Source organism: Massilia niastensis DSM 21313, from assembly GCF_000382345.1.
In the GTDB taxonomy this organism is placed as follows: Bacteria; Pseudomonadota; Gammaproteobacteria; order Burkholderiales; family Burkholderiaceae_D; genus Telluria; species Telluria niastensis.
Genome location: NZ_KB908088.1, coordinates 88,759 through 107,887 on the forward strand (window position 1 = coordinate 88,759; position 19,129 = coordinate 107,887).

Annotated in this window: 17 protein-coding genes; 16 read left to right on the forward strand and 1 reads right to left on the reverse strand. The window is 69.1% G+C overall.

Annotated elements, in window-relative coordinates; translation table 11 throughout:
• Positions 1 to 24: 24 nt before the first annotated feature.
• Positions 25 to 1,122 (reverse strand): aromatic ring-hydroxylating dioxygenase subunit alpha, encoded by a 1,098-nt coding sequence (locus H162_RS0110020; RefSeq protein WP_020653327.1) that lies wholly within the window; start codon positions 1,120 to 1,122, stop codon positions 25 to 27.
• A gap of 180 nt (positions 1,123 to 1,302) precedes the next feature.
• On the opposite strand from H162_RS0110020, the gene H162_RS0110025 reads away from it, so the two are divergent.
• The 16 genes from H162_RS0110025 (at position 1,303) to H162_RS0110100 (ending at position 19,109) form a co-directional block, all read left to right on the forward strand.
• Positions 1,303 to 2,199, forward strand: coding sequence for a Zn-ribbon domain-containing OB-fold protein (locus H162_RS0110025; RefSeq protein ID WP_020653328.1), 897 nt, complete (start codon positions 1,303 to 1,305; stop codon positions 2,197 to 2,199).
• A gap of 10 nt (positions 2,200 to 2,209) precedes the next feature.
• On the forward strand, positions 2,210 to 3,340 hold the full coding sequence (locus tag H162_RS0110030) for an acyl-CoA dehydrogenase family protein (protein WP_020653329.1): 1,131 nt from the start codon (positions 2,210 to 2,212) through the stop codon (positions 3,338 to 3,340).
• Complete coding sequence (locus H162_RS0110035; RefSeq protein ID WP_229452004.1) at positions 3,330 to 3,731, forward strand: MaoC family dehydratase; 402 nt, start codon at positions 3,330 to 3,332, stop codon at positions 3,729 to 3,731. The genes H162_RS0110030 and H162_RS0110035 overlap by 11 nt, the downstream gene beginning before the upstream one ends.
• Before the next feature lie 25 nt (positions 3,732 to 3,756).
• Complete coding sequence (locus tag H162_RS0110040) at positions 3,757 to 4,935, forward strand: lipid-transfer protein (RefSeq protein WP_020653331.1); 1,179 nt, start codon at positions 3,757 to 3,759, stop codon at positions 4,933 to 4,935.
• A 16-nt stretch (positions 4,936 to 4,951) separates the two neighbouring features.
• Positions 4,952 to 6,130, forward strand: a complete 1,179-nt coding sequence (locus H162_RS0110045) for an acyl-CoA dehydrogenase family protein (protein ID WP_020653332.1) — start codon at positions 4,952 to 4,954, stop codon at positions 6,128 to 6,130.
• Between the two features lies 1 nt (position 6,131).
• Positions 6,132 to 7,178 carry an MBL fold metallo-hydrolase gene (locus H162_RS0110050; protein ID WP_020653333.1) on the forward strand — a complete coding sequence of 349 codons (1,047 nt, stop codon included), beginning with the start codon at positions 6,132 to 6,134 and terminating at the stop codon, positions 7,176 to 7,178.
• Positions 7,179 to 7,204: 26 nt separating this feature from the next.
• Positions 7,205 to 8,389: an acyl-CoA dehydrogenase family protein gene (locus tag H162_RS0110055; protein ID WP_026354469.1), complete on the forward strand. Its 1,185-nt coding sequence runs from the start codon at positions 7,205 to 7,207 to the stop codon at positions 8,387 to 8,389.
• A gap of 22 nt (positions 8,390 to 8,411) precedes the next feature.
• Positions 8,412 to 9,548 (forward strand): acyl-CoA dehydrogenase family protein, encoded by a 1,137-nt coding sequence (locus H162_RS0110060; RefSeq protein WP_020653335.1) that lies wholly within the window; start codon positions 8,412 to 8,414, stop codon positions 9,546 to 9,548.
• A 1-nt stretch (position 9,549) separates the two neighbouring features.
• Positions 9,550 to 11,241 carry a class I adenylate-forming enzyme family protein gene (locus H162_RS0110065; RefSeq protein ID WP_020653336.1) on the forward strand — a complete coding sequence of 564 codons (1,692 nt, stop codon included), beginning with the start codon at positions 9,550 to 9,552 and terminating at the stop codon, positions 11,239 to 11,241.
• A 142-nt stretch (positions 11,242 to 11,383) separates the two neighbouring features.
• On the forward strand, positions 11,384 to 13,126 hold the full coding sequence (locus H162_RS0110070) for an FAD-dependent oxidoreductase (RefSeq protein ID WP_020653337.1): 1,743 nt from the start codon (positions 11,384 to 11,386) through the stop codon (positions 13,124 to 13,126).
• The gene (locus H162_RS0110075) at positions 13,123 to 14,157 is read left to right on the forward strand and encodes a ferredoxin--NADP reductase (protein WP_020653338.1); all 1,035 of its coding nucleotides are present in this window, start codon (positions 13,123 to 13,125) and stop codon (positions 14,155 to 14,157) included. Before H162_RS0110070 ends, H162_RS0110075 begins: the two co-directional genes overlap by 4 nt.
• A 5-nt stretch (positions 14,158 to 14,162) precedes the next feature.
• The gene (locus tag H162_RS0110080) at positions 14,163 to 15,761 is read left to right on the forward strand and encodes a FadD3 family acyl-CoA ligase (protein WP_020653339.1); all 1,599 of its coding nucleotides are present in this window, start codon (positions 14,163 to 14,165) and stop codon (positions 15,759 to 15,761) included.
• 106 nt (positions 15,762 to 15,867) lie between these two features.
• Complete coding sequence (locus H162_RS0110085) at positions 15,868 to 16,608, forward strand: SDR family NAD(P)-dependent oxidoreductase (RefSeq protein ID WP_026354470.1); 741 nt, start codon at positions 15,868 to 15,870, stop codon at positions 16,606 to 16,608.
• 10 nt (positions 16,609 to 16,618) lie between these two features.
• Complete coding sequence (locus tag H162_RS0110090) at positions 16,619 to 17,401, forward strand: SDR family NAD(P)-dependent oxidoreductase (protein WP_020653341.1); 783 nt, start codon at positions 16,619 to 16,621, stop codon at positions 17,399 to 17,401.
• Positions 17,402 to 17,409: 8 nt separating this feature from the next.
• Entirely contained in the window at positions 17,410 to 18,033 is a 624-nt protein-coding gene (locus H162_RS0110095) for a nuclear transport factor 2 family protein (protein ID WP_020653342.1), read from the forward strand.
• An 11-nt stretch (positions 18,034 to 18,044) separates the two neighbouring features.
• A complete protein-coding gene (locus H162_RS0110100) occupies positions 18,045 to 19,109 on the forward strand; it encodes an alkene reductase (RefSeq protein ID WP_026354471.1) in 1,065 nt (354 codons plus the stop codon).
• Positions 19,110 to 19,129: the final 20 nt, after the last annotated feature.

Consider the following 19,129-nt stretch of genomic DNA (forward strand, 5'->3'; position numbering starts at 1 on the left):
GCTGGCATGCCGCGCCGCTTCCCGCTAGAGCGCTTCCGAATAGGCCAGCGCGCCGCGCGGCACATAGCTGCCTTCGCACTGGTCCAGGTACTCGTGCTTGCTGGCGCGCGGGTTGTAGAACTGCTTGTACCAGATGCGGGTCTTCATGAACGGGCCGTCGCTGGGCAGGAACAGGCCCTGCAGGCAGGGCGCCTTGTTGGTCCAGACTTCGAAATCCTGCATGAAGGCGAGCCGGCTCGATTCCTGGAACTGGCGCGCCGCCACCAGGTCGGCCACCGTCGCCCGTTCATGGTTGCCGGCCGACTTGACCAGCAGCGCATGCCAGACCTTGATGCTGCCATCCTCCACCGGAGTATGGGTGATCATCAGGATCGACTCGAGATAGCCGGTCAGGTAGGAAATCAGGACCCCCGGGCCATGATAGGTGGTGTCGGTATGCAGGATGGTGCTGACGCCGTCTTCCGCCACCAGGGTGCGGTGCGGACCGCACTGGCGCTGGGTGGCGGTATGGCCGGCGAAGATGTTCTCGTACTGCTGGACCGTCGAACCGTGGATCGGGCTCAGGTGCGCGTAGTCGGCGATGTTGTCGATGACTTCCTGCGGATGCTGCTGCAGCATGCCGAGGTGGTCGAACTTCCAGCGCACCCAGGCCGGATCGTCCCACTGCGGCAGCGATGGATGTTCCCATTCCGGCGCGCCGCCTTCCGGATCGTGCCAGACCCAGACCGCGCCCAGGCTCTCGACCACGGGCCAGGACTTGACGCAGGCCGCGGCCGGGATCGGGCCCTGGTGATACGGGATGTCGTCGCACTTGCCGTCGGCGCCGAAGCGCCAGCCGTGGTAGGGGCAGCGGATGCCGTCGCCCTCGACATTGCTGCCGCCGCCGTCGATGACGACGTAGGAAGTGGTGTTCGGCGCGGCCAGGTGGGTCTTCATGTGCGGACAGTAGGCATCGAGCAGCACCACCTTGCCGCTGGCGCGGCCGCGGTAGAGCGCGAAATCCTTGCCGAAGAAGCGCACGGCCACCGGCTTGTGGGTGTCCAGCTCGGCGCTGTCGGCGACCATGAACCAGCCGCGCGGGAAAGTGAAGTCCCCCAGGCGGTACTCCTTCGATGTTGCCATACATCCTCCAAATAGTTGTGTCGATCGGGCTGTTGTGCGCTCATGTTCGGCGGCCGGCGCAAGTCCGGCATCGTCCACACGGACGTATGCGGGCCGGGGCGCTCCTTGTAAATTCGTAGTCAGCAGCAGTCGCAACGACGAATGATCTTGAGGAGAACTGCCTTGGTTGAACAAGATTGGATGACAGAGGTCCGTGCCCTGGTGGGCAAGGAATACGGTCGCGTGTATGCCTGGGACCCGGTGAATGCGCCGATGGCCAGGCAGTGGTGCGAGGTGATGGGGGTGGCCCATCCGGTGCATGGCGGGGAGGGGCTGGTGCCGCCGGCCATGCTGCAGGTCTGGTGCATGGAAGGCCTGCACCAGAATAATTATCCGCCTGGCTCGACGAAGGAAAATCCCTACGAGGCCTTGCAGCTGATCGAGGCCCAGGGCTATGGGTCGGTGGTGGCGGTCAATTCCGAGCTGGAGTTCGCCCGCTACCTGCGCGAAGGCGAGAAGCTGTACTACACCACCCGCCTCGACGCCGTCGGCGAGGAAAAGACCACCGGCCTGGGGACCGGCTTCTTCGTCACCCTGGTGATGACCTACTTTTCGCAGCGCGAGGACGGCGACGAGCAGGTTGGCACCCTGCTGTTCCGGGTGTTCAAGTTTCGTCCGGCCAGCGCGCCGGCGCCCAAGGTCAAGCGCCCGATGCCGGGCGTCAGCGACGACACCCGCTTCTTCTGGGAAGGCGCGCGCCAGGGCAAGCTGCTGATCCAGTGCTGCAAGGCCTGCGCCAGCCTGCGCCACCCGCCCGGCCCGGTATGCCCCGACTGCCACAGCTTCGAATGGGATGCGCTCGAAGCCTCCGGCCGCGCCACCCTGTACTCGTTCGTGGTGATGCATTACCCCGAGGTGGCGCCCTTTGACCATCCGAACCCGATCGGCCTGGTCGAACTGGAGGAGGGCACGCGCCTGGTCGCCCAGCTGGTCGGGGTCGATCCCGCCAAACTGGAGATCGGCCAGCAGCTCGAGGTCGAATTCCAGCAGTTCGACGGCGACCTGACCTTGCCGCAATTCCGGCCCGCGGCCGCCTGAAGGGGACACCATGGACTTTCAACTCACTGAAGACCAGCGCGCCTTCGCCGACATCGCCCAGGCCCTGTTCGCCGACTACTGCAGCGACGAGCAGTTGCGCGCCTTCGACGCCTCCGGACAGCCCTACATGCAGGACTTGTGGCGGCAGTGCGTCGCCGGCGGCCTGCAGGCGATCCTGGTGCCCGAGGCCGACGGCGGCCTGGAACTGGGCATGGCCGAGCTGATGGGCGTGCTGGAACAGCAGGGCCGCGCACTGGCGCTGGTGCCGCTGTGGGAGCACCAGCTGGCGCTGGCCGCGGCGCTGCGCTTCGGTTCGGCGCCGCTGCGTTCGGCGCTGAAGGATTTGCCGCCCGATGCGCTGCTGACCGTGTCGCTGGGCGGCCTGGCCGAAGCGCGCGGACCGGCCCTGCAGGCGCGCCGCGAGGGCGTCGGCTACCGGCTCGACGGCTTTGCCGCCGCCGTTCCGCTGGGCGCGCAAGCGGCATGGCTGCTGGCCGGCGTGGCGCTGGACGGCGCCGCGCGCCTGATGCTGATCAACCTGGACCACGCCGCAATCGGCAAGGTGGAAGGCAGCAGCCAGCACCACCTGGCGGTGGCGGACCTGCGCTTCGACGGGGTGGCCGTGGCCGCATCGGCCCTGCTGGACGAGGGGGCGCTGGGCTGGGTCGAGCCGCGCGCGATCGCCTGCCTGGCCGCGCTGCAGCTGGGCGTGAGCGCGCAGCAGCTGGTCCGGACCGTCGAGTACGTGAGCGAACGCAGGCAGTTCAACCGCGTGATCGGCTCGTTCCAGCTGGTGGCCGGGCAGATGGCCGACGGCCACATCGCGCTGGAGGCCCTGCGCAGTTCGCTGTGGCAGCTGGTCTACCGGATCGACGCCGGTCTCGGCGCCGCGCCGCAGGGCTGGGCGACCCACCACCTGGCCTGCAGCGCCGGCCACCAGATCGGCCACATGGCGCAGCACGTCCACGGCGGCATCGGCGTCGACATCACCTTCCACATCCACCGTTTCCTGTTCTGGAGCCGCGTGCTGGGCCTGACGCTGGGCGGCGTCGAACAGAATCTTGCCAAGCTGGGCGACTGGCTTGCCGATCATACTCACTTAGGCTGGAAATATGACCTCCCAGAAGACCATGCGGTTTGACGATGTCGCCGTCGGCGACGCCCTTCCGGCGCTGGCGGTGCCGATCACCGTGCCCCTGATCGCCGGCGGCGCGATCGCCACCCGCGACTACTTCCCCGGCCACCACGACCTGGAAGCCGCACGCGCGCTCGGTTCGCCGCACATTTTCATGAACATCCTCACCACCAACGGGCTGGTGCAGCGCTTCGTCGAATCCTGGGCCGGCGCCGAAGCGCGCCTGGCCTCGCTGAAGATCAGGCTGGGGGCGCCGAACTACCCGGGCGACACCATGTCCTTCAGCGGCAAGGTCAGCGCCGTCCGGCCCGAGGACCGCAGCGTCGAGCTGTCCCTGGCCGGCACCAATTCGATCGGCACCCACGTCAGCGGCACGGTGCGCGTGCACCTGCCCTGAACCGCGCATCCAAGGAAACCCTACCATGTCACTTGATTCCCTTTCCGGACGCGCGGCCATTGTCGGCCTGGGCGCCACCGAATTTTCCAAGAACTCCGGCCGTACCGAGCTGCGGCTGGCGATGGAGGCAACGCTGCAGGCGCTGGCCGACGCCGGCATAGCGCCGTCCGAGGTGGACGGCTTCTGTTCCTACTCGGTCGACAAGGTGCCCGAGTACGAGATCGCGCGCCTGCTCGGCGCCAGGGACGTCACCTTCTTTTCCCAGATCCCGCACGGCGGCGGCGCCGCCTGCGCACCGGTGATGCACGCCGCGATGGCGGTGGCCTCCGGCGCCGCCAAGACGGTGGTGGTGTACCGCGCCATGAACGAGCGCTCCTGGTACCGCTTCGGCAGCGGCAGCTACGGCTTCGGCTCGACCCCGATCTTCGACAACGTCAACTACGGCTGGTACATGCCCTACGGGCTGCACACGCCGGCGGCCTGGGTCGGGATGTTCGCACGCCGCTACATGCACCTGTATGGCGCCACCAGCGAGGACTTCGGCCGCATCTCGGTGGCGGTGCGCGAGTTTGCCGCCACCAATCCGAATGCTTTCTTCTACGGCAAGCCGATCACCCTCGAGGAGCACCAGGCTTCGCGCTGGATCTGCGAGCCGCTGCGCCTGCTGGACTGCTGCCAGGAGTCGGACGGCGCGGTGGCGCTGGTGATCACCTCGGCCGAGCGCGCGCGCGACCTGCGCCAGAAGCCGGTGCTGATCAAGGGCGCGGCGCAGGGCGTCAGCAGCGGCCAGCAGAGCATGACCTCGTTCTACCGCGACGACATCACCGGCCTGCCGGAAATGGGGCTGGTGGCGCGCCAGCTGTGGCAGCAGAGCAGGTTGACGCCGGCCGATATCCAGACCGCCATCATCTACGACCACTTCACCCCCTTCGTGCTGCCCCAGCTCGAGGAGTTCGGCTTCGTCGACCGCGGCGAGGCCAAGGACTTCATCCGCGCCGGCCAGCACGCGCGCGGCGGTTCGCTGCCGATCAATCCGCACGGCGGCCAGCTGGGCGAAGCCTACATTCACGGCATGAACGGCATCGCCGAGGGCGTGCGCCAGGTGCGCGGCAGCGCCGTCAACCAGGTCAAGGATGTGCACAACGTGCTGGTGACCGCCGGCAGCGGCGTGCCCACCAGCGGTCTTATCCTGAGCAACACCTGACAGAACGGAGCATTCCATGCTGGTAGACCTGACTCCCGAACAGCATCGCCTGCGCATCCGCGTGCGCGACTACTTCCAGGAACTGATGATCCCCGAACTGCGCCTGGCGCTGCGCGGTTCCGAAGGCGGCGACCTGTACCGCAACACGATCCGCCAGATGGGCCGCGACGGCTGGCTGGCGGTGGGCTGGCCGAAGGAGCACGGCGGCGAGGGCTATGGCCCGACCGAGCAGCTGATCTTCTTCGAGGAAGCGAACATCGCCGGCGCGCCGCTGCCCTTCGTCACCATCAGCACGGTCGGACCGGCGCTGATGGCGCACGGCACCGAAGCCCAGAAGAAAAAGTTTCTTCCGGGTATGGCGAGCGGCGACATCATCTTTGCGATCGGCTATTCGGAGCCGAACGCCGGCTCCGACCTGGCCGCGCTGAGCACCCACGCGCGCCTGGAAGGGGACCGTTTCATTGTCAACGGCAACAAGCTGTTTACCTCCGGCGTGGAGTCGGCCGACTACGTCTGGCTGGCGGCGCGCACCAGCACCGAGCTGGAGCGCCACAAGGGCGTCTCGCTGCTGATCGTCGACACCAGCTCGCCCGGCTTTTCGCACACCCTAATCAAGACCACCGCCAACTCGACCGCCGCCACCTATTACGACGAGGTCGAGGTGCCGCGCGACATGCTGGTCGGCGAACTGCACGGCGGCTGGAAACTGATCACCGCCCAGCTCAACCATGAGCGGCTGGGTCTCGGTTCCTGGTCCGACAAGGTGTTCGGACCGTTCTGCAAGGTGCTGCAATGGGCCAAGGCGCGTGACGAGCACGGCCGCCGCGCGGTCGACCAGCCCTGGGTGCGGCGCTCGCTGGCGGAGTGCTATGCCAGGCTGGAGGCGATGCGCCTGATTAACTTCCGCATCGCGGCCGAGCTGGAAGGCGGTGGGCTGGACGTGGCGCTGGCCTCCACCACCAAGGTCTACGGCTCCGAGGGCGTGATCGAGGTGCTGCGCGCGCTGAGCGGGATCCTCGGCGCCGGTGCGATGGTGCGCGCGGGCGCCGCAAGTAGCGCGGCGGCGCGCCTGTGCGCCGAGATCGAGTATGAAATCCGCGAGTCGACCCTGCTGACCTTCGGCGGCGGCACCAACGAGCTGCAGCGCGAGCTGATCGCCCAGTTCGGGCTCGGCATGCCGCGTCCGGTACGCTGACATGGCGCCCGACTCCCTCCCGGCCGCGCTCGACTATCCGCTGGAGCCGCCCTTGGCGGACGGTTCCGTGGTCGAGGTGGCGCCCGGCATCCTGTGGGCGCGGATGCCGATGCCGATGTCGCTCGACCACATCAACGTCTACCTGCTGCGCGCCGACGACGGCTGGACCCTGGTCGACACCGGGCTGAATACCGAGGCGGTACGCCGGTTGTGGCTGCACATCGCCGCCACCCACCTGGAAGGCCTGCCGGTCAAGGCCGTGCTGTGCACGCATTATCATTATGATCATGCCGGCCTGGCGCACTGGCTGACCGGGCATTTCAAGGTGCCGCTGTACATGACGCATGGCGAATACTACATGCTGCGCATGGCCTCGCTGCCACCAAGCGATCCGATGCCGGACGCGCACCGGGACTTTTTCACGCGCGCCGGCATGCCGGACGCCGTGATGGCGCCCATGATGGAAGCGCTGCACGCCGATCCCTTCCTGGCGCCCGCGCCGCTGGCGTTCCGGCGCCTGCGTGGCGGCGACGTGCTGGAGATCGGGGCGCGGCGCTGGCGCGTGGTGATCGGCGAAGGCCATTCGCCCGAGCATGCCTGCCTGTACTGCGAGGACGACCGGATCCTGGTCGCCGGCGACCAGCTGCTGCCGCGCATCAGTTCGAACGTGGCGGTGACCTGCGTCGAGCCGGAGGCCAATCCGCTGCAGCTGTGGCTGGAGTCGCTCGACCGGCTGGACGAGCTGGCCGCGGACACGCTGGTGCTGCCGTCGCACCAGCGGGTCTACCGCGGCCTGCACGCCAGGGTGCAGCAGTTGCGCGAGCACCATGCGCGCGAATTCGACAAGGTCGGCGCCTATGTGAGGGAGAATCCGGACTGCACCGCCTTCGAGGCGATGATGTGCATGTTTCCCAAGCTGCGCAGTCCGATGGACCATCTGCTGGGACTGGGCGAAGCGATCGCCCACCTGTCCTGGCTGCGCTACGCGGGGACGATCCGGCGCGTGCTCGATGACGACGGCAGGTATACATTCAGCATAATGAAGTAAAAAAATGCGGCTCAACAGGAGACGAGATGAGTGAGATGGAGACATTCCGGGACGAGGTGCGCGCATGGCTGCTGGCGAATTGCCCGCCGTCGATGCGTACGCCGATCGTGCCCGACGAGATGGTATGGGGCGGCTCGCGCCTCGAATTCAGGAACGCCGACCAGCGCCTGTGGTTCGAGCGCATGCGCGAGCGCGGGTGGTTCGCGCCGGACTGGCCGAAGGAATACGGCGGCGGCGGCCTGAGCGCCGCCCAGGCCGCCGTGCTGGAGCAGGAAATGGCGGCCCTCGGCTGCCGCCAGCCGCAATACAACCTGGGCGTCTGGATGCTCGGCCCGGTGCTGCTGGCGGTGGGCAGCGAGGAGCAGAAGCGCGCGCACCTGCCGCCGATGATGGCGGGGCGGGTGCGCTGGTGCCAGGGCTTCAGCGAGCCGAACGCCGGTTCCGACCTGGCCAGCCTCAAGACCTCGGCCCGCCGCGACGGCGACGACTTCATCGTCAACGGCGCCAAGATCTGGACCTCCTACGGCGACCAGGCCGACTGGATGTACGCCCTGGTCCGCACCAGCAACACGGCGCGCAAGCAGGACGGCATCAGCTTCCTGCTGATCGACATGCGCAGCCCCGGGGTGACGGTCAAGCCGATCGAACTCATCAGCGGCAAGTCGAGCTTTTGCGAAGTGTTCTTCGACGAGGTCCGGGTGCCGGCCGCGAACCTGGTCGGGGAGCTCGACGGCGGGTGGGCGGTGGCCAAGCGCCTGCTGCTGCACGAGCGCGCCGCCATGGCGAAGTTCACCGAAGGCGCGGCGCCCTCGCACGATGCGCTGGCGGTGGCGCGGCGCTACCTGTTCGACGCCGACGGCAGGCTGCGCGAACCGGTCTGGCGCGACCGCCTGGCGGCGCTGCTGATGGACGGCCATGCATTCACGCTGACGCACCGCCGCCTCACCGAGGAAGCGACGGCGCGCATGGATGTCGGCGCGCTGGCCTCGATCATGAAGCTGGTGATGACCGAGCACGAGGTGGCCAAGTATGAGCTGCTGATGCAGCTGATGGGCCATCGCGGCCTGAGCTGGGAAGGCGAGGAATTCAGCGACGAGGAGCATGACATCTGCCGCTTCTGGCTGCTGGCCAAGACCTATACCATTTCGGGCGGATCGTCGGAAATCCAGCTGAACATTATCGCCAAGCGGGTCCTCGGACTGCCGGCATGAGGAACGACATGAGGAAATCAGCATGAGCATGTTATTGAACGAGGAGCAGCGCCTGCTGGGCGATACCGCGCGTGAATTCCTGTCCGCCCGCTCGCCGGCGAGCGCATTGCGCCGCCTGCGCGACACCCGCGACCCCCTCGGCTACGATCCCGCCGTGTGGCGCGAAGTGACGGAGCTGGGCTGGGCCGGCGCGGTGTTTCCGGAAGCCGAAGGCGGGCTCGATTTCGGCTACAAGGGCCTGGGCGCGGTCTTCGAGCAGGCCGGCCGCACCCTGGCGGCCTTGCCCTTGCTGTCGTCGGTGGTGCTGGGCGGCGGCCTGCTGCTGGCCGGCGGCGATGCGCGCCAGCGCGCGCTGATCAAGGAAGTCATCGACGGCGGCAAGCTGCTGGCGCTGGCGCTGGAAGAGGAGGGCCGCCACGCTCCCTGCGCGGTGCGCACCACGGCGCGCCGCGAGGCCGGCGGCTGGGTGCTGGACGGTGAAAAATGGTTCGTGCTGGACGGCCACGTGGCCGACCTGCTGGTGGTGGCGGCGCGCAGCGCCGGCGCGCCGGGCGACGCCCATGGCCTGAGCCTGTTCCTGGTGGATCCGCGCGCCGAAGGCGTCGAGGTCCGGCGCAGCCTGATGGCCGACAGCCGCAACGCGGCGCGGGTGCGCCTGTCCGGCGTGCGGCTGGACGACACGGCGCTGCTGGGCAGGGCGGACGAAGGCTTCGCGCTGCTCGATCCGGTGCTCGACCGCGCCCGCATCTGCCTGGCCGCCGAGGCGCTCGGCGTGATCGGCGAGGTGTTCGAGCGCACCAATGCCTACCTGAAGGAGCGGGTCCAGTTCGACGTCGCGATCGGCTCGTTCCAGGCCTTGCAGCACCGGATGGCGCGCCTGTATGTCGATATCGAGCTGCTGCGCAGCTGTGTCGCCGCGGCGCTCGAGGCGATCGACAGCGGCAGCGCCGAGGTCGCGCCGCTGGCCAGCCTGGCCAAGGCGCGTTCGGCCGACCTCGCGGAGCGCGCGCTCAACGAGGCGGTCCAGCTGCATGGCGGCATCGGCGTCACCGATGAACTCGAGCTCGGCCTGTTCGTCAAGCGCGGCCGGGTGATCCAGCAAACATTCGGCGACGGGGTCTTCCACCGCGACCGCTACGCCATCCTGAAGGGTTTCTGACATGTCCGACATTGAGCAGATCGCCAGCCGCAGCCAGCAGCAGCTGACCGCCGCCGGCGCGCCGTTCGAACTGGTGCAGCACGAGATCGGTGGCGTGCCGGTCCCGATGTACCGCAATGCCTTCGCCACGCTGCCCGAGCTGTTCGCGGCCGCGCGCGTCCATGGAGACAAGGAATTCATGGTGTACGAAGGCGAGCGCTGGAGCTTCGCGCGCTTCTTCGCCGCGGCCGATACGCTGGCTGCGCAGCTGCAGCAGCGCTTCGGCGTCGCGCCGGGCGACCGGGTCGCGATCATGATGCGCAACCGGCCCGAGTGGGCGGTGGCCTTCGTGGCGGCGGCGCAGATCGGCGCCGTGCCGGCGCCGATCAACAGCTTCGGCCTGCGCGCCGAGCTGGCGGGCAGCGTGCGCGACGTCCAGCCGCGGGTGATCCTGTGCGACGGCGAGCGCCTGGAGCGGATCGCTCCGGACCTGGTGGCGCTGGACTGGACGGCGATCGTGGTCGACGACCCGCCGGGGCCCTTGCCGCGCGTGCACCGCCTGCACGAGCTGCTGGACGGGCCGGCGCAGGCGCCGCGTGCAGTGCGGCTGGCGCCGGACGACCCGGCGCTGATCCTGTTCACCTCGGGCGCCACCAGCAAGGCCAAGGGCGTGCTGTCGTGCCAGCGCGCCGTCTGCCAGGCCTTGTACAACATCGACTACATCGGCGCGGTGTCGGCACTCGCCTCGCCGCAGCGGGTGGCGGCGATCGTGCAGCGCGGCCTTGCGCCCACCATCCTGGCGGCGGTGCCGCTGTTCCACGTCAGCGGCCTGCATGCGCAACTGCTGTCGGCCTTGCGCCATGGCCGGCGCATCGTGTTCATGCACCGCTGGGATCCGGCGCGTGCGCTCGAGCTGATCCGCGCCGAGCGCGTCACCCAGTTCAACGGCGCGCCGTCGATGGTGATGCAGCTGCTGGCCGAACCCGGCTTCGACGAGGCCACCGCCAGCCTGGCCGGACTCGGGTTCGGCGGGGCCGGCCTGCCGCAGCGCGCGGTCGACGAGCTGATGCAGCGCAAGCCGGAGTCGATGTCCGGGGTCGGTTTCGGCCTGACCGAAACCAATGGCGTCGCCACGGCGGCCTCGGGCGACGTCTTCGTCTACAAGCCGCGCAGTTCGGGACGGCTGTCGCCGATCATGACGCTGCGCGTGGCCGGCAGCGACGGCGCGCCGCTCGCGGCCGGACAGCCGGGGGAAATCTGGCTGCGCGGCGTCAGCCTGATGGACGGCTACTGGGGCGATCCCGTCAACACGGCCGGCGCCATGCAGGACGGCTGGTTCCGCAGCGGCGACATCGGTTATCTCGACGAGGAAGGCTTCCTGTTCGTCATCGACCGGATCAAGGACGTCATCAACCGCAACGGCGAGAAGATCGCCGCCAGCGAGGTCGAGTCCTGCATCCTGCAGCATGCGCAGGTGCTCGAGGTGGCGGTGCTGGCGGCGGCCGACGAGCGGGCCGGCGAGGCGGTGGTCGCGGTGGTGGTGCCCAGGCCCGGCGCCGCGCTGTCCGGCGCCGACATCCAGGCCCACGTGGCCGCCAGGCTGGCCCCCTACAAGGTGCCGGCGAGGGTGCACCTGCATACCGGTGCGCTGCCGCGCAACGCGGTCGGCAAGCTGCTCAAGACGGCGCTCAAGCGCGAGTACGCCGGTACCTGAAACACGCCGCGGCGTCTGTTTAGTCCGGACAGACGATTCACCGGACCGCACGAAATGGGACGATTCACTACGCCGGGACCGTGTCCCGGCGGGCAAGCCGAAGCCCGGCTTGCACCCTCATGGATAACCCCAAGGAGCGGTAGTGGAACACTTTTTCGATGTGGTGGTGATCGGCTCGGGCGCCGGTGCGCTGCTCACGGCAATTCGCGCGGCCGACGCCGGCATGACGGTGCTGGTGGTGGAAAAGGCCCAGGTGGTGGGCGGCACCTCGGCGACCTCCGGCGGCGGCATCTGGATCCCGGATAACCACGACATGCCGCGCGTCGGCCTGCGCGATGGCGTCGATGCCGCCTTCAGGTACGTGCGCGCCTGCGCGCGCGGGCTGGCCAGCGACGAGCGCATCCTGGCCTATGTGGAAACGGCGCGCGACATGGCGCGCTACCTCGAGCAGCTCGGGGTGCGCTACCGCAGCATGCCCAAGTATTCCGACTATTATCCGGACATGGACGGCGCGCTGCCGGGCGGACGCACCATGGATCCGGCCGACTTCAACGCGGCCAGGCTGGGGCTGGAGGGACTGGCCCAGCTGCGCCCCACCAATCCGGGCCAGCTGATCCTGGGCCGGATGACCATGAACGCCTTCGAGGCCCACACCATCCTGTCGCGCGAGCGCACCGCCAAGCTCAGGCTGATGTGGATCATGTTGCGCTACGCGATCGACTATCCGTGGCGCCGCAAGACCCGGCGCGACCGCCGCATGACCGGCGGCCAGGCCCTGGTCGGCGGCCTGCTGGCGGCCCTGCGCAAGCGCCCGGTCCTGCTCTGGCTCGACACCTCGCTGCATTCGCTGCGCAGCGAAGGCGGCCGCGTCACCGGCGTGATCGTCGAGCGCGACGGCAAGCTGGTCACGGTGAATGCCCGCAAGGGCGTGATGCTGGCGGCCGGCGGCTTCGAACGCAACCAGGCGATGCGCGAGCAGTACCTGCCGAAGCCGACCGACCAGGCCTGGACCGCCACGCCGCCCGGCGGCAACACCGGGGACGCGATCCGCGCCGGCTCTGACGCCGGCGGGGCGCTCCACCTGATGGCCCATACCTGGGGCGCGCCGACCTTGTCGGTGCCGAAGGAGGACCGCTTCCGCGCGCTGTTCGTGGAGCGCTCGCTGCCGGGCTGCATGGTGGTGAACGCCGCCGGCCGGCGCTTCCTCAACGAATCCTGTCCGTATCCGGAATTCCAGCAGGCGATGTTCGCCGACCAGGCCAGGGGCGGCGGCGCCATCCCGGCCTGGATCGTGTTCGATGCCGAGTTCCGCCGCAAGTATCCGATGGGCCCGCTGGGTCCGGGCGAGGCGCAGCCGGACCACCGCCTGCCGAAGAAGTGGCATGGCAGCGTCTACTGGAAATCCGATACGCTGGCCGGACTGGCAGCGCAGATCGGCGTCGATGCGGAAGGCCTGGCCGCGAGCGCCGCGCGGATGAACGGCTTCGCCGCCAGCGGCAAGGACCTCGACTTCGACCGCGGCGGCAACGTGTTCGACCGCTACTACGGCGACCCCGCGGTCAAGCCGAATCCCAACCTGGCGCCGCTGGCCAGCGCGCCGTTCTATGCGATCCGCCTGTACCCGGGCGACATCGGGACCAAGGGCGGGCTGCTGACCGACCAGGACGCGCGCGTGCTCGACGGCGACGGCCAGCCGATCGCCGGCCTTTACTGCACAGGCAACAACGCGGCGTCGGTGATGGGACCGGCCTATCCGGGCGCCGGTTCCACCCTGGGCCCGGCCATGACCTTCGGCTACCGGGCTGTCGCCCACATGGCCGGCAAGCCGATCGCGCTGCAACGCACCGACCTGCTGGCGCGTACCGTTCCCGAGGGTGTGTCGTGAGCGGCCTGCGCTACCACGGCCTGCGGGTAGGCGCCGTGATCGAGGAAAGCGCGGACGCCAGGTCCTTGCACCTCGACGTCCCGCCGGAGTTGTCCGAGGCCTTCCGCTACCGCTGCGGCCAGTTCGTGACCTTGCGCCTGCCATGCGACGGCCGCACCCTGCTGCGCTGCTATTCGATGTCGAGCGCACCCGCGCTCGACCAGGGTTTGCGGGTCACCGTCAAGCGCGTGCGCGACGGGCGCGGCTCGAACTGGATCTGCGACCACGTCGAGCCCGGCGACCTGCTCGAGGTGATGCCGCCGGCCGGCGTGTTCACGCCGGCGGCGCTCGATCGCGACGTCCTGCTGTTCGCCGGCGGCAGCGGCATCACGCCGGTGCTGTCGATCCTGCGTTCCGTGCTTGCGGCGGGCCTGGCCAGGGCCTGCCTGGTCTACGCCAACCGCGATCGCCAGTCGGTGATCTTTCGCGAGGCGCTCGATGCGCTGGCGGCGGCCCACCCGGAACGCCTGCAGGTGATCCACTTGCTGGACGCGGAGCACGGGGTGCCGACGGCGCCGCGACTGGCGGAACTGGCAGGTCCGTGGCGCCACGCCGAGGCCTTCATCTGCGGGCCCGGGCCATTCATGGATGCCGCGGCCACCGCGCTGCGGCAGGCCGGCATGCCAGAGACACAGGTACATATCGAACGCTTCGTGTCGCTGCCCGACGAGGATGCCGCGCCGCTCCATGCGCCGGCGCCCCCTGGAGGCGTGGAGAGCGCCGAACTCGAGATCGTGCTCGACGGCGTGTCCCACCACATTCCTTGCGGCGGTGACGAAACCCTGCTTGCCGCCGCCGCCCGCGCCGGCGTGACGCTGCCCCATTCCTGCCAGGCCGGCATGTGCGCCGCCTGCATGTGCCAGGTCGTGGAGGGCAGCGTCCACCTGCGCCACAACGACGTACTGGACCAGAAGGACCTGGCCAGGGCCTGGACCCTGAGCTGCCAGGCCGTCCCCCTGACTCCCCGAGTCCGTGTCAAGTTTCCGGAGTAATCGATATGAGTGAAGTTGAACTGCTGCCGCAGACCCTGCCGCAGATGGTCCGCCAGGCGGCGCGCAGGTTCCCGGATCGCCTCGCGATCGTCGACGGCGCGCAGACGATCGCCTATCCCGAACTGGCGCTGCGCGGCGAACAGGCGGCGGCGGCGCTGATCGCGCTCGGCGTGGAAGCCGGCGACCGGGTCGCCATCTGGGCGCCGAACCTGCATGAATGGATCATCGCCGCCTGCGGCATCCACGCCGCCGGCGCGGTACTGGTGCCCATCAATACGCGGATGAAGGGACCCGAGGCCGCCGAGATCCTGCAGCGCTGCGACGCCAGGGTGCTGTTCTGCATCGGCGATTTCCTTGGCCAGTATTATCCGGGCCTGCTCGAGGGCCTGCGCCCGGCCGGCCTGCGCCACGTGGTCGTGCTGCGCGAAGGCTGCCCGGAAGGGGGCGGCGACATGGCCTGGCCGGCCTTCCTGGCGCTGGCGGCGCAGGTCGCACCGGCCCGCGTGCATGCGCGCGAGCTTGCGCTCGACGGCAACAGCGTCGCCGACCTGATGTACACCTCCGGTACCACCGGACGCGCCAAGGGCGTGCTGTCGGCGCACGGCCCGGCCATCCGCGCCTTCAGCGCCTGGTCCGCCGTGACCGGCCTGGAGGAGGGCGACCGCTACCTGATCATCAATCCCTTCTTCCACTCCTTCGGCTACAAGGCGGGCTGGGTGGCGGCCTTCCTGCGCGGCGCAACCGTCTATCCCTGCCAGGTGTTCGATGCCGCCCTGGTGCTGCGGCGCATCGAGGAGGACCGCATCAGCTTCCTGCCGGGACCGCCGACGCTGTTCCAGAGCATGCTGGCGCATCCGCAGCTGAAGTCCTTCGACCTCGGCTCGCTGAAGGCCGCCTGCACCGGCGCCGCCACGGTGCCGCCGATCCTGGTCAGGCGCATGCGCGAGGAACTGGGCTTTCGCAGCGTGACCACCGCCTACGGCCTGACCGAGTGCGGCGGCTGCGCCACGCTGTGCGACCCGTCCGACAGCGCCGAGACCATCGCCACCACCTGCGGCAAGGCGCTGCCCGGCACCGAAGTGCGCTGCGCCGACGCCGATGGCCAGCCGGTGCCCACCGGCCAGCCCGGCGAAGTGCTGCTGCGCGGCTACCACGTCATGCTGGGCTATTTCGACGACGAAGCAGCCACGCGCGAAGCGATCGACGCCGACGGCTGGCTGCATACCGGCGACATCGGCGTGCTCGACGAGCGCGGCTACCTGCGCATCACCGACCGCCTGAAGGACATGTTCATCGTCGGCGGCTTCAATTGCTATCCGGCCGAGATCGAGCGCATCCTGGCGGCCCATCCGGCCATTGCCCAGGTGGCCGTGGTGGGCGTGGCGGACGAACGCATGGGCGAGGTGGGCTGCGCCTGCGTGATCCTGCGTCCCGGGGCCAGGCTGGGCGAGGGCGAGCTGGCGGCCTGGTCGCGCCAGCACATGGCCAACTACAAGGTGCCGCGCTACCAGCTCGAGTTCGAGGCCTTCCCGCTGAATGCCTCGAACAAGGTGCTCAAGCGCGAGCTCGCGCAGACTGCACAGGCGCGCTTGCAGGTGCTGTAGTCCGCCCGGACGATGGTGTACCCCGCGCACCGCGCTACGCTGGTTGTGACTGACAGCGGCCGACTATCCGGCCGATGCAGCATACAACCAAGCGTGGAGACAGCAGATGAAACTCAGTGGAAAAGTAGCGGTAGTGACCGGCGCGGGGCAGGGCATGGGACGGGCGATCGCGCGCCTGTTTGCCGAGCATGGCGCGGTGGTGGTCGCGGTCGACCTGAACCTGGACGCGGCGCAGGAAACCATCGAAGGCGGCGTCCCGGAGCGCGCCGGCATGGCGCGCGCGGTCAACGTGGCCGACAGCGGCGCCGTGCGCGCGCTGTTCGACGAGGCGATAACGCGCTACGGGCACATCGATATCGTGGTCAACAGCGCCGGCATCGGCTCGTTCGACACGCTGGCCGAGACGCCCGACGAAAGCTGGGCCCGGGTCATCGGCGTCAACCTCACCGGCACCTTCCACTGCGTGCGCGAGGCCGTGCGCAGCATGAGCGCCGGCGGCACCCGCGGCACGGTGATCAACCTGTCCAGCACGGCGGCGCTGAATGGCGACGGACCGGCCCATTACTGCGCCTCCAAGGCCGGCGTCATGGGACTGACGCGCAGCGCCGCGAAGGAGGTGGCCGCCAGCGGCATCCGCATCAATACCATCGTGCCCGGCCCGACCAATACGCCGATGATGCAGGGCCTGCCCGGCGAATGGGAGGAGGCGATCCTGAAGGCGGTGCCGATGGGACGCATGGGCGAGCCGGACGAAATCGCGCGCGCCGCCCTGTTCCTGGCCAGCGAGGACAGCAGCTTCATGACCGGCCAGAACATCGCCGTCAACGGCGGCATGGCATTCATCTAAGGAGCACGACATGACACACGAACCGGCAGGCAGGCTGGCAGGCAAGGTAGCATTCGTTTCGGGCGGCGGCAGCGGGATCGGCGCGGCCACCGCCATCCGCTTTGCGCAGGAGGGCGCGACGGTGGTGATCTGCGGGCGCCGCAAGGGCATGCTCGACGAGGTGGTGGCGCGCATCGCGCAGGACGGCGGCGTGGCGGAGGCGGTGCAGGCCGACGTCGGCATCGAAGCCGAGTATGTCGGCGCGATCGAAGGCGCGGCGCGGCGCCATGGCCGCCTCGACATCCTGGTCAACAACGCGATGGCCTATACCTGGGGCGCGATCGACTCGATCAGCACCGAGGACTGGCGCGCCAACTTCACCACCTCGGTCGACGGCACCTTCTGGGGTACCCGCACGGCGATGCAGCTGATGAAGCAGGACGGCGGCGCGATCGTCAACCTGTCCTCGATCTGCGGCACGCTGGGTTCGCCCTGGATGGCCGGCTACTCCGCCGCCAAGGCGGCGGTGATCAATTTTTCGCGGGTGGCGGCGGCGGAAGGGGCGCCCGACAATATCCGGGTCAACGTGGTCATTCCGGCGGTGGTCGAGACGCCCGCAACGGCAGGCATGCTGTCCGACGAGGCGGCGCGCCGCAACACCGAGAAGCTGATCCCGCTGGGCCGGGTCGGCCAGCCGGCCGAACTGGCCAACGCGATCCTGTTCCTGGCCAGCGACGAAGCCTCCTACGTCACCGGCGCCACGCTGGCGGTCGACGGCGGCCGCTCGGCGGTGCTGGTGACCGCACTCGGATGAGGGCGGCCATGACCACGCTCGAACAGCGCATCGACCGGCTCGAATCGATCGACGCCATCCGCCAGCTGGCGGCCAAATACTCCCTGTCGCTCGACATGCGCGACCTCGACGCGCACGTCAACCTGTTCGCGCCCGACATCCGGGTCGGCAAGGACAAGGTCGGGCGCGCCCACTTCAAGGCCTGGCAGTCCGATACCCTGCGCGAGCAGTTCACCGGCACCTCGCACCACCTCGGCCAGCACATCATCGAATTCAGGAACAGCGAACAGGCCACCGGCGTCGTGTATTCCAAGAACGAGCATGAATGCGGGGCCGAGTGGGTGGCCATGCAGATGCTGTACTGGGACGACTACGAGCGCATCGACGGCGCCTGGTATTTCCGCCGGCGCCTGCCGTGCTACTGGTATGCCAGCGACCAGAACAAGCCGCCGATCGGCGACATGAAGATGCGCTGGCCGGGGCGCGCGCCGTATGCGGGCAGCTTCCACGACCTGTTCCCGTCCTGGGCCGAGTTCTGGGCCAGCCGGCCGGACAAGGAGGCCTTGCCCGAAGTGGCTGCGCCGGCGCCGCTGGAGCAGTTCCTCGAAACGATGCGGCGCGGTACCCCGGCGCCGCGGATCCGCGTGCGATGAGGGACAAGCCCATGAGCACACATTTGTTCGAGCCGGTCACCCTCGGCGAGCTGCGCCTGGCGAACCGGATCGTGATGGCGCCGATGACGCGCAATCGCGCGACCGCGGAGGGCGTCCCGACCGCGATCATGCGCGACCACTATGCGCAGCGCGCCGAGGCGGGCCTGATCGTGGCCGAAGGCAGCTGGCCCAGCGCCGCCGGGCAGGCGTATTGCCGCCAGCCCGGCATCGTCACGAATGCGCAGATCGACGGCTGGCGCCGGGTGACCGATGCGGTGCACGCGCGCGGCGGCCTGATCGTGCTGCAGGTGATGCATGGGGGCCGGATCGGCAGCCGCCACATCAAGCCGCCCGGTGTCGGCACGGTGGCGCCGTCGGCGCTGCAGGCGGCGGGCGAGGTGTTCACCGACAGCGCCGGCATGCAGCCGTTCGACCACCCGCGTGAACTCGGCGCCGACGAGATCGAGGCGGTGGTGCGCGAACACCGGTGCGCGGCGCTGAACGCGCGCGCGGCCGGGTTCGACGGCGTCGAGCTGCATGGCACCAGCGGCTACCTGCCGATGCAGTTCCTCAGTTCGGGCAGCAACCGGCGCACCGACCGGTATGGAGGCGACGCCGCCGCACGATCGCGCTTCGCGTTCGAGTGCCTGGCGGCGATGGCGGACGCGATCGGCGCCGGACGGGTGGGGCTGCGCCTGAATCCCGGCAATACCTACAACGATACCTTCGACGAGGACTCGGCCGCCACGCATGCCGAGTTGATGCGCCAGGCGGCATCGCTGCAGCTGGCCTATCTGCACGTGATGCGCGCCCCGGTGCCGGAGATCGATGCGTTCGCGCTGGCGCGTCAGCACTTCGGCGCCCGCCTGATCCTCAACGACGGCTTCGGGATCGACAGCGCGGAACAGGCGCTGGCGCAGCGGCAGGGCGAAGCGGTGTCGTTTGCGCGCCATTTCATCGGCAATCCCGACCTGGTGCGGCGCTGGCGTAGCGGGCAGGCCCTGTCGAAGTTCGACCGCAAGCTGCTGTATACGCCGGGTGCGGCCGGCTACAGCGACTATCCCTCGCTTTCCTAGGCAGGAATGGCTATGGGGCA

Bases quoted from the DNA above. Each gene is read 5' to 3' on its own strand.
- H162_RS0110020 (WP_020653327.1), bottom strand. From the start codon at position 1,122: ATGGCAACATCGAAGGAGTACCGCCTGGGGGACTTCACTTTCCCGCGC.
- H162_RS0110025 (WP_020653328.1), top strand. From the start codon at position 1,303: ATGACAGAGGTCCGTGCCCTGGTGGGCAAGGAATACGGTCGCGTGTAT.
- H162_RS0110030 (WP_020653329.1), top strand. From the start codon at position 2,210: ATGGACTTTCAACTCACTGAAGACCAGCGCGCCTTCGCCGACATCGCC.
- H162_RS0110035 (WP_229452004.1), top strand. From the start codon at position 3,330: ATGCGGTTTGACGATGTCGCCGTCGGCGACGCCCTTCCGGCGCTGGCG.
- H162_RS0110040 (WP_020653331.1), top strand. From the start codon at position 3,757: ATGTCACTTGATTCCCTTTCCGGACGCGCGGCCATTGTCGGCCTGGGC.
- H162_RS0110045 (WP_020653332.1), top strand. From the start codon at position 4,952: ATGCTGGTAGACCTGACTCCCGAACAGCATCGCCTGCGCATCCGCGTG.
- H162_RS0110050 (WP_020653333.1), top strand. From the start codon at position 6,132: ATGGCGCCCGACTCCCTCCCGGCCGCGCTCGACTATCCGCTGGAGCCG.
- H162_RS0110055 (WP_026354469.1), top strand. From the start codon at position 7,205: ATGAGTGAGATGGAGACATTCCGGGACGAGGTGCGCGCATGGCTGCTG.
- H162_RS0110060 (WP_020653335.1), top strand. From the start codon at position 8,412: ATGAGCATGTTATTGAACGAGGAGCAGCGCCTGCTGGGCGATACCGCG.
- H162_RS0110065 (WP_020653336.1), top strand. From the start codon at position 9,550: ATGTCCGACATTGAGCAGATCGCCAGCCGCAGCCAGCAGCAGCTGACC.
- H162_RS0110080 (WP_020653339.1), top strand. From the start codon at position 14,163: ATGAGTGAAGTTGAACTGCTGCCGCAGACCCTGCCGCAGATGGTCCGC.
- H162_RS0110085 (WP_026354470.1), top strand. From the start codon at position 15,868: ATGAAACTCAGTGGAAAAGTAGCGGTAGTGACCGGCGCGGGGCAGGGC.
- H162_RS0110090 (WP_020653341.1), top strand. From the start codon at position 16,619: ATGACACACGAACCGGCAGGCAGGCTGGCAGGCAAGGTAGCATTCGTT.
- H162_RS0110095 (WP_020653342.1), top strand. From the start codon at position 17,410: ATGACCACGCTCGAACAGCGCATCGACCGGCTCGAATCGATCGACGCC.
- H162_RS0110100 (WP_026354471.1), top strand. From the start codon at position 18,045: ATGAGCACACATTTGTTCGAGCCGGTCACCCTCGGCGAGCTGCGCCTG.